Genomic DNA, 12,540 nt, shown 5'->3' with positions numbered 1-12,540 from the left:
AGGTAGGTTATGACTCTGCTGCTGTCCCTCATTCGCCGCGAGGTTGTCGGCCGTTACCGCGGTTCTGCGCTCGGGTTGTTGTGGTCGTTTCTCAATCCGCTGTTCATGCTGGCCGTCTACACGTTTGTTTTCGGTGTTGTGATGAAATCGCGCTGGACGACTCCTGACCAGCAGAGCGCGACGCATTCGACAGGCGAGTTTGCAGTCATCCTGTTTTGTGGGTTGATCGTCTTCCAGTTTTTTGCGGAGGTAGTCTCGCTGGCACCCGGACTGATCGTAGCCAACGTTAACTATGTCAAAAAGATCGTATTCCCGATCCAGATACTGCCGGTAGTTTCTGCAGGCGCCGCCCTGTTTCATGCGGCCATCAGCCTTCTGGTTCTGATAGTTTTCGCCTATGTCGTTTTTGGCGATGTTCCTTCAACGGTGGTTCTGGCGCCGGTGGTTTTCGCACCGCTGATTATCCTTGTTGTCGGCATCGCGTGGATATTGGCCTCGATCGGGGTCTATTTCCGCGATATGAGCCAGATCGTGTCGCCGCTGGTAACCGCGACCATGTTCCTGTCGCCTGTGTTTTTCCAAAGAACGTCGTTGCCGGCTTGGCTGCAACCTTGGCTTTCGCTAAACCCGCTCGCCATCCCGGTCGAGAGTTTCCGCAATGTGATAATATTCGGAGTGCTGCCTGACTGGTCGGCGCTCTGTTACTATTCGCTAATCGCAATCGCGGTTGCGTTTCTCGGCTTTCAATTTTTTCAGAAGACCCGCAGAGGTTTTGCCGATGTCCTCTGACAGATCTACCTTTGAAGCTCTAGGCCTAACACCCGACGCAGCCATTCGCGTGCGCGACGTGTCGAAACGCTATGTGATGTTCGAGCGACCTGAGGATCGCTTCAAGCAGATGGTGGTGCCGCGGTTGGAGCGTCTGGTGGGCCGTCCCCCGCGTCGTTATTTTCGCGACTTCGCCGCCCTGTCGGGTATCTCCTTCGAGATAGGTCGCGGTGAGACAGTCGGCATCATCGGTCGCAACGGCTCCGGCAAATCGACACTGCTGCAGATTATCTGTGGTACGTTGCAGCCGACTAGCGGGTCGGTCGAGGTCAACGGCCGCATCGCTGCACTGCTTGAACTCGGCGCCGGGTTTAATCCGGAATTTACTGGGCGCGAGAATGTTTTTCTCAATGCCTCTATCCTCGGTGTGCCTCGCAGGGAGATGGAGTGGCGTTTCGACGACATCGCACGTTTTGCCGACATCGGCCCGTTCATTGACCAACCCGTGAAGACCTATTCGTCGGGCATGTATGTTAGACTCGCCTTCGCTACCGCCATTAACGTTGATCCGGACATCTTGGTGGTGGACGAGGCTTTGTCGGTCGGTGACGAGGCGTTTCAGCGCAAATGCTTCGCTCGGATCGAAGACATCAAGGATAGAGGTGGCACTATTCTTTTTGTCAGTCATGGCGCCCAGACCATAGTGCAACTGTGCACGCGGGCGATCCTGATCGATGGAGGTGAGAAGATTCTCGAGGGCAAGCCAAAGAAGGTCGTCGGCCAGTATCAAAGGCTTATCCATGCTCCTGCCCATCGAGCTGGGCCGATCCGATCAGAAATATTGAAAACAGTTGAAGAGGCGAGTGACGGCGATTCTCCTGAGTCTAGGGTGGATTTTGAAGCACCCCCAGCCGAGGACTTTTTCGACCCCAATCTCAGCCCACAGGGGACGATCGCTTATGAAGAGAACGGCGCAACGATTTTCGAATTAAAGATAACACGAACCGACGGACATCCGGCCAATGTGCTCGTTCAGGGTCAGACTTACCAATGTCGCTACAGTGTAAAATTTTCTCGGTCTGGCAAAGTCGGTTTTGCGATGTTGGTAAAGACGGTGCAAGGATTAGAACTTGCCGGACAAACCAGCCATCGCCCCGGTGAAGGACACTCCGCCAATGCCGGGGACGTTTTTGACATTTGTTTCCCATTCAAGGCCGTATTTTTGCCCGGTACTTACTTCGCAAATGCTGGCGTCTACATAAGTGGCGGCAGTGAGGAGTTTCAGCAATTGCACCGCCTCGTTGACGCTATAGCATTCAAAATCATGCCAAATCTGCCAACCCGTGCTCGCATCGGGATGATTGATATTGTGCCTGACGAGGCAGAAAACACCGTTGTGACCAAGAAGTAGCCCACCAATGCGCGAGGATGCTTTGCGTCAACGCAAAGTTTGTCGCCTATCGAGGAATTGCTTGCCGCGTGATCCTATCCTCCGAAAGGCGCGCCCAATGTTGACCTTCGTTAACCCAATTGTTGACGATAATTCCGGCCATGCAGTTATCTCGGAAAGTTAGGACGGATGAAAGTTGGATCGATGCGTGACGGCCGAGTCGGGTTTATGATTGCCGGCGTGCAAAAGGCTGGGACGTCGTCTCTCTTTTCATACCTTGCGCGCCACCCAGACCTGCAAGGTCCAACCGTTAAAGAAACCCACTTTTTTGACGACGAGACCGGAGTGGATTGGGCAAAGCCTGATTATGAACGGTTTCATGGCCTCTTTGCTGCCGCCGACGGCGACAATCGAATTGCCTTTGAGGCCACGCCAATCTCGATCTTCTGGCCGAATGCGCTGGAGCGCATCGCCAAGTACAATCCCGACATGCGACTGATCCTGATCTTCCGTGATCCCATAGAGCGAGCGTGGTCGCATTGGCGGATGGAGATCGACAGAGGCACGGACAATGTCCCATTCGGCTTTGCCATAAGGCAAGGTCGCTGGCGACTTCGCGACCTAGCGACAAACCACCCCGCTTGGCGGATCTACAGCTACGTGGAACGTGGCTTTTACGGACGGCAGATCGATCGGCTGCTCGGGCTTTTCGACCGCCAGAACGTTCTGTTCCTGCGATCCAACGACCTAAAGCGTGACCCTGCGGCGACGCTCGCGTCGGTCGCCACGTTCCTTGAGTTACGTCCCTTTCCGCCAGGCAAGCCGATCATCCAACATGTCGGTGAATCTGATTTCGGTCGCGTTAGCGATGTGGATTTCCGCTACCTGAAAAGCCTATATGCCGAAGATCTTGAAGATTTTGCCAAGACCTCTGGTATCCGGGTTGACGATTGGTCAACATGGCATTCGATGAATTATGAGGGGACCTCGTGACCTCCAACATTCTCTTCATCGTTGCCGACGATCTGAACTCCTGGATCAGCCCGCTCGGCCGTCATCCGGATGTCAAGACGCCAAATATCGAGAAACTGGCACGTCTCGGGACGACGTTCACGCATACTTACTGCACCGCCCCCTACTGCAATGCCAGCCGCATGTCCGTTTTCACCGGCTGTCTACCCTCAACCACTGGGGTCTATGCGAACGAGCCGTTCTGGGACGCTCCGTTGCGACGTCCGACTTTCCTTGAGAAATTGAGGGAGCGCGGTTATTTCTGCTTTGGCGCGGGTAAAGTGTTTCATGGATATTTCGACTACGCCACGGCTGGACGCGACAGACACCGCCACGCTGGTTGGGTAGATGCGGAGAACCGTCCGGCCATGTGGGACGCGTTCGAGACCGTCAATCCGGAGCCTCTACCGCCCAACCGTCCGCTGAACAAAATGTTCGATTTTAACCGCTTTGAGGCACTTGATCCCCGCAACCATCATTTTGACTGGGGTCTGCTGCCGGATGAGCAAGAAAGCCTCATGCCGGACATGCTCACGACGCAGGCGGTCACAAGATTCCTGGCGGCCCCACCCCAACAGCCATTCTTCTGTGCGACAGGCTTCTATAAACCACATCTACCTTGGTATGTTCCGAAGCGCTTTTTCGATCACTACGATCGAGACGCCCTTTCATTGCCCTTCGTCAAGGCTGACGACCTCGATGACGTGCCTGACATAGCCAAGGCATGGGCATTGTCGCCGCCGGATCACGAGACGATAACTTCCCATCATCAGTGGCGAGACGCCGTGCACGGATATCTGGCCTCGATCTCTTATTGCGACCACCAAATCGGAGCCATCCTGCGCGCTCTTGAAAGCTCTCCCGCTGCCGACGATACGGCGGTCGTACTCTGGGGTGACAACGGTTTTCATCTTGGCGAAAAGCTGCATTGGCGCAAGTTTGTGTTATGGGAGGAAGCAACGCGTGTGCCTTTCATCGTGATCCCGCCAAAGTCAAAGGCGCAGGCGGCCAAATCACGCATCAGCGAGCCGGTAAGCCTTATCGACTTATTCCCGACGCTGTTCGATCTTTGCGGTCTGGATGTGCCGCAACAAATTGATGGCCGATCGCTTGTTTCCGCAATGTACGGAGCCCAGCCTGTGGAGACGCCGGTAACCACGACTTGGCTAGCGGGAAATCATTCCTTGAGGTGGAAGAATTGGCGATTCACACGATATGTCGATGGCAGCGAAGAGCTTTATGACCACGCGGCCGACCCGCACGAATGGAACAATCTTGCCGGCGACAACCGATTTTCCAATGTATCGGCATCTCTCAGGGCTCGCCTTCCTGAAGAGGGAGCGAGTTGAGTGACGGTCGCAATCTTCTGAGAACCGCCCAGTGTGATAGCGCAAGGTGTTGTGCAGCCAGAACTCTGGGCGAACGACCACCGAACCGTAGCGCATACTGCCAGAGGGCATGCGCTGGGTCGAGTGGCGGTATGCGACAGCTTCGAAAGTCGCACCCACGGTTTACTCAGACCTGATCAGCCTCGCAAACATGTCTATCTCTCCACGTGGCGTGCGCGTGACGATATCGAGCGTGAATGGGATGAAGTGGTCCTTGCAGAGCGCTTCTATCTCATCGTGGAATGACTCCGGATCGAACACCCAGCAATGGCAGTCCACATATTCACCGATCGCCTTTGTCGCCATGTGGATAGTGTAATCCAAGGTATGCACGAGCCGACCATTGATGTCGTGCCAACGATAGCTGTCAAACACCTGAATAGGGGCAGGTTTCTGCCTTCTCTCTATATAGGCGGCAAAGAAGTCCTTTTGCGCGGAGAGCGCGCGTCTGACATCGAACGTACAGTGCTTGTTGGGGACGATGAGCGAGAGGACGCCGCCAGGCTTCATGACACTGCCAACATCCTGAAGCCACGAAATGATGTCGGGCACATGCTCGATGACATGGGACGCAATGACGTAGTCGAAACGAAGTGCCATCGGCACCACGGCATGAAGCGGTCCGCCACCGGTGACGAAATCGACCTCGACAAAACTATCAACCGATACAGTGGGATTGCTCCGGTGGTTATCCCGCAACTGTGCGGTTGAGCAGTAGTCGGCGTAGTAGACCTTGCCGACCAAAGGCAGCGCAGCTGGATTCCCGAGTGCCCCGATTTCGAGGCCTATTCCGTTGCGCTGATCGATGTTTTCAAACAATTGCGCGGGGCGAGACAGAGTCCGGTCGATGATCATGCAATCAGCCTGCCAATTCCAGAATCACAGCATCTTGACCCGCACCAGGTTGAGGGCGTCGACCACTCCAAATCCCCCATATCGGAGGTCTAGCCATTCGGAGATTCGCACTAGCGACTAGTGCGGCTATGGCGTTCTCTTCGTAGGCTACAGCGTGTGTCGGTTTCTCAAGTTCGTGGACATAGCACCCTCCACCCAGTGGGTGATAAAAAGTGATATACGATTTTGGGCCTTGGTTCTGGAGGATGTCACCGTTGACGATGAAAAATGTGGCGAGAACCTTGCCGTTAGGCTTCAATATCCTTGCGAATTCGCTGAGGTAGTGCGCGACGTCTTGCTTCATCATATGAGTGAAAACTGAGTGCAGGATGATGGCATCAACCGACGCATCAGGTACAGGGATTTTGCACTGCTGAAGGGTCACCGAGCCGTTTGGATTGTACCATTTCTCTGCCACATCAAAGTGTACGAAGCGAAAATTAGGATGTTTCGCCGTGATGGCCCGCTGGCACCAGTCGATCATTGGCTTCACTACATCGATGCCGAGATATTGACCTTTTGAGCTAAGGCGCTCGGCTAAAGGGATAGCATCTCGGCCGATGCCGCAGCCAATCTCTACAATGGAGTTGTCTGGCGAAATACCGATATGATCGTCAGCTTGCTGCATGTGTTCCTTGGAAATGTGGTCGAACGTGTCTTCGCCGCCACCAGTCATATGCGCAAGATCGACGGGGATATCGAAGCCTTTGTAACGGAATGTGGCAGCCATTCTTCCTTGATCCTCGCCTTTTGTTGGTCACGTTTCGCACTGTCACCGATTGTGCGCAAGTCTCGATCGTCAAAACCCACAACCCAACGTGCAACACGTGACCTGAGATTCGGCTCCAAAAAACATCTGGCTATGCCTCGCCCCCCGCAGTATGCGATACAGAACGGTGGGGGCCGGGGATGGCGCCTTTGAGAAAGGTGATCGGCGACGAAGTATCTTCGTGTTCGCACTTCGCGGTGTCCATCATACCCTTGAGTCTGGAGTCTAGTGCCTTCAAATGAATTCTTACCTCGAATCAGTATTCGGGCTCAGGCCACAGATGCGGCGCGCCTTCATCATGGTCCAGGACGTGGTCATGGTCTTGGTGGCCGTGGCGCTCAGCCTCGTGCTTTCGCGGTCGAATCTTTCGTTCGAACCGCTCTCCAACGAGGGTCTGGCAACCTGGGCCGCCATTGTTCTCATCAGCCATTTTCTGTTCAGATATTGTGGCCTCTACACGACCGTCTGGCGCTTTGCCTCGACGCCTGACTTTTTCAATATCCTGAAGAGCTGCGCGATTTTGACACTCGCTCTTTATGCCACTTCGCTGCTGGCTCGTTCTTTCCAGCCGGTGCAAGGGCTCAACGAGCGTCAGTTCATCGTCTTCTTCCTCGTCTCCTTCACCATCATATCGGCGCCCCGGCTGTTCTACCGTTTCCTGCGTGACGGCGCGAGCTGGGGCATTCTGAGCCGCAAGACCGACGAGACGCAGACCAAGCGCGCGCTGTTCGTCGGCCGGCTCGGCGAAGCCGACCTGATCATTCGCTTCACGCGCACGGCGCAGCCGGCGGACCATTCCATCGTCGGTATCATGGCGACCGAGCGCGGCGCGCCGTTGGGGACGCGCATCCAGGGTGTTCCCGTGGTGGCGACACTGCCGCGCCTGATCGATGTCTTGGAAGACTACGCGAGCGGCACCAAAAGCCTGGACTTGCTGATTTTCGGCAGCGGCGCCGAGCACGAGATCGAGGACTATTCGGAACTCGTCCGCGTCGCCCGGCACGGCGACATAAATGTGGTGCAGTTCTCAGGTCTTTCGGAGCTGGAACGGCACGGAAAGCTGGTCCTCGACACCGTCGAGATGGAAACGATCCTGCGCCGCCCGACAGTCGCGTCCGATATCGAGCGCATCGGCGCCTTTGTAGGCGGCAAACGCGTTCTGGTCACGGGCGGTGCCGGCTCGATCGGCCAAACGCTGGTCAAACGGTCGCTGGAACTGGGAGCAGAATCGGTGCTGGTCGCCGACAACTCCGAATTCGGCATTTTCCAGCTGAGCCGGTATATCGACGAGAAGGATCATGACCGTCTCAAGGTCCGTATCGTCGATGTCGCGGACCGGCGCCAGATAACGCGGGTCGTCACGGAATTCCGGCCGGACATCATCTTTCACGCCGCGGCGCTCAAACACGTGCCGCTGCTCGAGGAAAACTGGGATTCGGCCATCCAGACCAATATTTTCGGAACGCTCGTCTGTGCCGAGGTCGCCGCCAAATGCGGGGTTGCGCAATTTGTCCTGATATCGAGCGACAAGGCGGTGGATCCGACATCCGTGCTTGGCATGACGAAGCGGGCCGCCGAACAGATCATCAGCGCCTTGCATGGCACGCCCTCGAGCGAGCCGGGCGGACGCCGCCCCGCCACCAAGTTCATTGCTGTGCGGTTCGGCAATGTCTTTGGCAGCAACGGTTCGGTAGCGACCATATTCCAGGCACAGATCGAGGCTGGGGGACCCGTCACCATCACCGACCGGCGCATGACACGCTATTTCATGACCGTGGCCGAAGCCGTCGATCTCGTCATCATGTCGGCGGCCGATGCCGCGTCGCGGCAGGGCGGAGACGATTATGCCGTCTATATGCTCGACATGGGTAAGCCGGTGCCGATTCTTGAAGTGGCCGAAACGATGATCCGTTTGTCAGGAAAAAGCCCATACAAGGACATCGCGATCCGGTTCACCGGCATAAGGCCAGGCGAAAAACTCCACGAAACGTTGCACGGCAACGATGAGGAGCTCGTCGAACTCGGCATTTCGAAGATTTTTGGCCTGAGCACCGATGTCGTGGAATGGTCGGATGTCCAGATCGCGCTCACGGCGCTGCAGCAGTCGGCGAAAAACCAGGACAAAGCCGCCGCGCTCGCCGTGATGGCAAACCTGGATCGCGCCAAGAAGGCCAGGGGAAGCATTCATCTGAGCGCGATCCCAAAAACGGTCGGGCAGGCGGGCTAGCGCAATTCCAGGAAAAGTGTGAAACGGTTTTCCCAGGAAAGCTCATAGCGCTTTCCCTTGGGAATTGTGTCAAATCAAAGAGATAGACCCGAGATCAGAATTTAGAAAGCGATCTTGCTCGTGAGCAAAGAAGATCTGCGCATTGCGGTCCTGATGGGCACGAAAGACGGCGCCGCCTTCATCGATGAGCAGCTGCAGTCCCTGCTCGCGCAGTCGCACCCGCTGGTCGACCTGTGGATTTCGGACGATGGCTCCGCCGATGGCACGACCGCCATCATCGAGACATGGAAATCCCGTTGGCCCAAAGGGCAAATGACCCTTGTGGAGGGGCCGCGGCAAGGCTTCGCCGCCAATTTCCGATCGATGATCCTCGACCGACGAATCGACGCGGACTGCTATGCTTTCTGCGACCAGGACGATATCTGGGAGCCCGACAGGCTGGAGAGCGCTATCAGCTGGATGCAGGCCCATGACGCAAAGATACCGCTGATGTTTTGCTCGCGAACCGCGACCATGACGGAAACGGGAAGCCTCGTCGGCCATTCGCCGCTGTTTGCCCGGCCGCCATCCTTTCGCAACGCGCTTGTGCAAAGCATCGCCGGCGGCAACACCGTCCTGCTCAACGCCGCGGCACGCGACCTGCTGGCCAGGGCCTCCGCGACGACCGGGTTCGTCAGCCACGACTGGTGGGCCTATCTCATCGTGACCGCCGCCGGCGGCATCGTCCGCTACGATCCGCGGCCGCTGGTGCGCTACCGGCAGCACGCTGCAAACCTGGTCGGCGCCAACGTATCGTGGAGGGCAAGGGTTTCCCGGCTTGGCCGCCTGTTCAAGGGTGAGTTCGCCAGCTGGACGGATCGCAACCTTGACGGACTTGCCGTCAATCGCGATCTCCTGAACGCAGACGCGGCGGCGTGCCTTGACCTGTTCGCAAACGGGCGGCGGGGCGGTCTTTTCCAGCGTTTGCGCGCCTTGCGCAAAAGCGGTGTCTATCGGCAGACTTTTTCCGGGAACCTGGGGCTCTATCTCGCTTTCGTCCTCGGGCGCATCTGAGCATTGGGACGGCTGCGTGGCGCGCTTGGTCGAGAGATGAGCTCATGCTACGTCGACCGGATTGACGGGCTTGGCCTGCGGCGTCGCCTCGGGACTTTGGCAGGGAGCACTATCGGCCACTCATGAAGGCAACCAAGCAAATCTTCGATCTTGCCGGTGCGGCTTTGCTGTTGGTGGCAACATCTCCTGTTTTGGTGCTTGCCGTCCTTGCCGTTCGGGCATCGTCGCCTGGTCCGGCTATTTTTTCGCAGATTCGGGTCGGCCGCGACGGCCGGCTTTTTCGCTGTCACAAGTTGCGCACGATGTATGTCGGGACGCCATCGTTGCCCTCGCATGAGGCGCCCGCGAGTTCCGTGACATCGGTTGGAAAGGTCCTGCGGAAGTTCAAGCTCGATGAGCTGCCGCAGTTCTGGAACGTGCTGAAGGGCGAGATGAGCCTGGTCGGGCCGCGCCCCTGCCTGCCGACCCAAACGGAATTGATCGAGTGTCGCAGGCGGCTGGGCGTTTTGGCAGCGCTTCCGGGCATAACCGGCCTAGCCCAGATCAAGGGCATAGACATGTCGAACCCGAAACTTCTGGCCGAAACGGACGCTGCCTATCTGCGCACAGCGTCGTTCGGGCTCGACCTTCGGATCCTGCTTGGAACGCTCTATCGAAGCTGAGCAGACCATCATGGTCAAACAAGGCGTCAGGATTTGCCGAGCCGCGCCAGTTCGGCCAGCCGCCCCAGTGGGTCGGTTTCAGGCTTCCATCCCTGCGATATCAGCAGGGCAGGGTCGCATATCTGTGTCGCGGTCAGGCTGTCCCAAAACGCCCGCTTGCCCAGCACGCTTGCTGCAGGCCGCATCAAGCCGGCCGGCACGGCCATCAGGCGCATCGGCCGTCCGAAACCTCTGCGAAAGGCGGCGATGATGGCCTCGACTGCGACCGGCGGCACATCGGCGCCAACATAGATCGGACTAAGTGGCTCCGAATGGCTCAGCAGGTGCGACACCGCTCGCACTGCGGCCTCGGAAGACATCAGCGAGCGGATTCCCGTCAAGGCGCCAGTCGGCAGCGGCAGCGCCGTATCGGCCAGCCGCATCAGCGTCGCCAGGTTTCCCTTCATGCCGATTCCGTAAACCGGAGGCAGGCGCAACACGGCGGCGTCGGAGCGGCCATGCGACGCATAAGCGTCCAAAACCTGGATCTCGCCTTCGCGCTTCGAACGTCCATAGACGCATTGCGGGGCAGCAAGCGTGTTCTCGTCGATCGTCGCGCTGACGCGAGCGCCGATCACGGCCCGGATCGAGGAGAGATGGATGAAGCGTCCGCTTGCCTGCGCGGCCGCGGCATGCGCCAGCCGTGCGCTCAATTCCACATTGGCGGTCCGATAGTCGGCTTCCGTGGCGTTGCCCTGATCATTGTTGAGGCCAGCACAATGGACAACGTGAGTCACATCCCTGGTGAGCGTCAGGAAGGCCTCGGCCGGCGCATCGAAATTGGGCATCAGCATCGCGCCGTCCCCCGAACCAAGCCTCTCCGGACGGCGAGAGGCAAGGCGAAGCTCGGCACCGGCTTCGCGAAGGTGGCGCGCGACAAGACGCCCGATGAAACCCGTCGCGCCCGTGACTAGGACCTTCATTGCCTTGCCCGGAACAGCTCTTGGGTGGCTGATGGTGCCCGCTCTTCCATCACTGGTGCAAGTACCCGCTCTTCCGACAAAGGAATCTGGCGTCCGGAAGCGAGATATGTCCCGCACACCAAGAAGACCATCAGCACCGAGTCAAGAATGTCATGGCCGACCAGGATGCCCGTCATCCCGGCCGTGAGATAGGTGATCACCGCGATGACAATCATGGTGGCGCCGAACCGCTCGACCGGATCGCCGCTGTTCCGTAGGACCCGGGCGGCATTCCCAGCCGCAACGGCAAAGATCGCCGCCAGCGTCACGGCGCCCAGAATTCCTGCTTGCACCAAGGCGGTGAGGAAGCCGTTGTGGAAATGGTTGAAGCCGGCGTCCATTGCGAACTGGTCATGAAAGCCCTGCTTTATCAGCAGCTGGGTCGCCCCCATACCATGTCCGAACACCGGCATGTCATGGAATGCTTTGAGGCCGATCTGCCAAAGCGCAACACGTATTCCCACCGAGGTGTCGTAGTTGCCGCCAACTCCAAGCGCACCCCAATCGGAGCGCAAAAAGTCGACGCGCCCGGATATCGCCTGGAAGCTGGAAGTGGCGATCACGACGCCGACCGCCGCCAGCAGCAGCAGCAGCCGAGCGGCATTCCTGCCTTTGAGCCTATGCCGGTTGATCAGCATAACGGCGACGCCGGCGATCAGCAGTGCCAACCAGACAACACGTGAACCGGAATAGATAATGGCAATCGTCCCGGCCAGTGTGGCGTAAAAGAGCGGGTTCCTGGCCTGCTCGATCCCTGACAGGGCGCCGGCCACACAGACCACCACGGCGAGGCAGACGACCGTCGCGAACACGATCGCATTGCCGGCTCCGCCCTCGGCCCTCATCCCCAGCCAATATTGCTGATAGATCGCCAGCAGCACTGCGACAAAACAGGCGGCCATGCTGGAGAGCACGATGGTACGGGCAAGCGTAGCTTTCTGCGTGATGCTCCAGGTCGAATAGGAGACGGGGAAAAACAGGAAGGTCACGAGCGGGATAAGATGTGGCGCATCGCGGGCGAACGAGTTGTTGATGATGGAAGCCAGGAGATTGGCTGCGCAGTAGGCATAGATCGCGACCGTAAGCCAGATCATGGGCCGGTCGGCGTTGAAGCGCCTTTTCCTCAAAGCAATCAGCAGGGTGGACCAAAGCCCTCCGCCGTTGAACACAAAGCTGACCACCGATCCCAGAACCGGTGGAAAAAAGAAGCAAAGGATGGAGAAGTAGATATTCACCTGCGAGGGCGTGAATTGCTGTCTCAGGGATGAAAGCCGGCTCAATTTTCGGGCTCGCTATTTTCGGCCAGTTTCATACAGCGGATCTTGTTTAGCGAAGTAGAATGCGCTCGCCTCGAAATTCCCCATAGCTCATCATGCA

At 57.7% G+C, this 12,540-nt stretch carries 11 protein-coding genes; 7 read left to right on the top strand and 4 right to left on the bottom strand.

Going from position 1 to position 12,540, the window contains the following annotated elements; all coding sequences use genetic code 11:
• Positions 1 to 9: 9 nt before the first annotated feature.
• The 4 genes from ACSQ3L_RS24980 (at position 10) to ACSQ3L_RS24965 (ending at position 4,518) form a co-directional block, all read left to right on the top strand.
• Complete coding sequence (locus ACSQ3L_RS24980) at positions 10 to 789, top strand: ABC transporter permease (protein WP_436162329.1); 780 nt, start codon at positions 10 to 12, stop codon at positions 787 to 789.
• On the top strand, positions 779 to 2,179 hold the full coding sequence (locus ACSQ3L_RS24975) for an ABC transporter ATP-binding protein (RefSeq protein ID WP_436162328.1): 1,401 nt from the start codon (positions 779 to 781) through the stop codon (positions 2,177 to 2,179). Before ACSQ3L_RS24980 ends, ACSQ3L_RS24975 begins: the two co-directional genes overlap by 11 nt.
• A gap of 168 nt (positions 2,180 to 2,347) precedes the next feature.
• Entirely contained in the window at positions 2,348 to 3,151 is an 804-nt protein-coding gene (locus ACSQ3L_RS24970; RefSeq protein WP_436162327.1) for a sulfotransferase family protein, read from the top strand.
• Entirely contained in the window at positions 3,148 to 4,518 is a 1,371-nt protein-coding gene (locus ACSQ3L_RS24965) for a sulfatase (protein ID WP_436162326.1), read from the top strand. The genes ACSQ3L_RS24970 and ACSQ3L_RS24965 overlap by 4 nt, the downstream gene beginning before the upstream one ends.
• Positions 4,519 to 4,680: 162 nt before the next feature.
• On the opposite strand, the gene ACSQ3L_RS24960 is transcribed toward ACSQ3L_RS24965, so the two are convergent.
• Both ACSQ3L_RS24960 and ACSQ3L_RS24955 read right to left on the bottom strand, forming a co-directional pair.
• Entirely contained in the window at positions 4,681 to 5,412 is a 732-nt protein-coding gene (locus ACSQ3L_RS24960) for a methyltransferase domain-containing protein (RefSeq protein WP_436162325.1), read from the bottom strand.
• Positions 5,413 to 5,416: 4 nt separating this feature from the next.
• A complete protein-coding gene (locus ACSQ3L_RS24955) occupies positions 5,417 to 6,181 on the bottom strand; it encodes a class I SAM-dependent methyltransferase (RefSeq protein ID WP_436162324.1) in 765 nt (254 codons plus the stop codon).
• Between the two features lie 277 nt (positions 6,182 to 6,458).
• Between ACSQ3L_RS24955 and ACSQ3L_RS24950 the strand changes: the two genes are divergently transcribed.
• The 3 genes from ACSQ3L_RS24950 (at position 6,459) to ACSQ3L_RS24940 (ending at position 10,162) form a co-directional block, all read left to right on the top strand.
• On the top strand, positions 6,459 to 8,447 hold the full coding sequence (locus ACSQ3L_RS24950) for an SDR family NAD(P)-dependent oxidoreductase (RefSeq protein ID WP_436162323.1): 1,989 nt from the start codon (positions 6,459 to 6,461) through the stop codon (positions 8,445 to 8,447).
• A 120-nt stretch (positions 8,448 to 8,567) separates the two neighbouring features.
• Positions 8,568 to 9,500, top strand: a complete 933-nt coding sequence (locus tag ACSQ3L_RS24945) for a glycosyltransferase family 2 protein (RefSeq protein WP_436162322.1) — start codon at positions 8,568 to 8,570, stop codon at positions 9,498 to 9,500.
• Positions 9,501 to 9,622: 122 nt separating this feature from the next.
• Positions 9,623 to 10,162: a sugar transferase gene (locus ACSQ3L_RS24940; protein WP_436162321.1), complete on the top strand. Its 540-nt coding sequence runs from the start codon at positions 9,623 to 9,625 to the stop codon at positions 10,160 to 10,162.
• Positions 10,163 to 10,188: 26 nt separating this feature from the next.
• Here ACSQ3L_RS24940 and ACSQ3L_RS24935 read toward each other — a convergent pair whose 3' ends face one another.
• Both ACSQ3L_RS24935 and ACSQ3L_RS24930 read right to left on the bottom strand, forming a co-directional pair.
• Positions 10,189 to 11,124: an NAD-dependent epimerase/dehydratase family protein gene (locus ACSQ3L_RS24935; protein WP_436162320.1), complete on the bottom strand. Its 936-nt coding sequence runs from the start codon at positions 11,122 to 11,124 to the stop codon at positions 10,189 to 10,191.
• Positions 11,121 to 12,443, bottom strand: a complete 1,323-nt coding sequence (locus ACSQ3L_RS24930) for an O-antigen ligase family protein (RefSeq protein WP_436162319.1) — start codon at positions 12,441 to 12,443, stop codon at positions 11,121 to 11,123. Before ACSQ3L_RS24930 ends, ACSQ3L_RS24935 begins: the two co-directional genes overlap by 4 nt.
• Between the last annotated feature and the right edge of the window lie 97 nt (positions 12,444 to 12,540).

It is taken from the genome of Mesorhizobium sp. LjRoot246, assembly GCF_964254115.1.
Classification (GTDB): Bacteria; Pseudomonadota; Alphaproteobacteria; order Rhizobiales; family Rhizobiaceae; genus Mesorhizobium.
The sequence above is the reverse complement of the archived record's forward strand: the minus strand, read 5'-3'. Positions and strand labels throughout refer to the sequence as shown.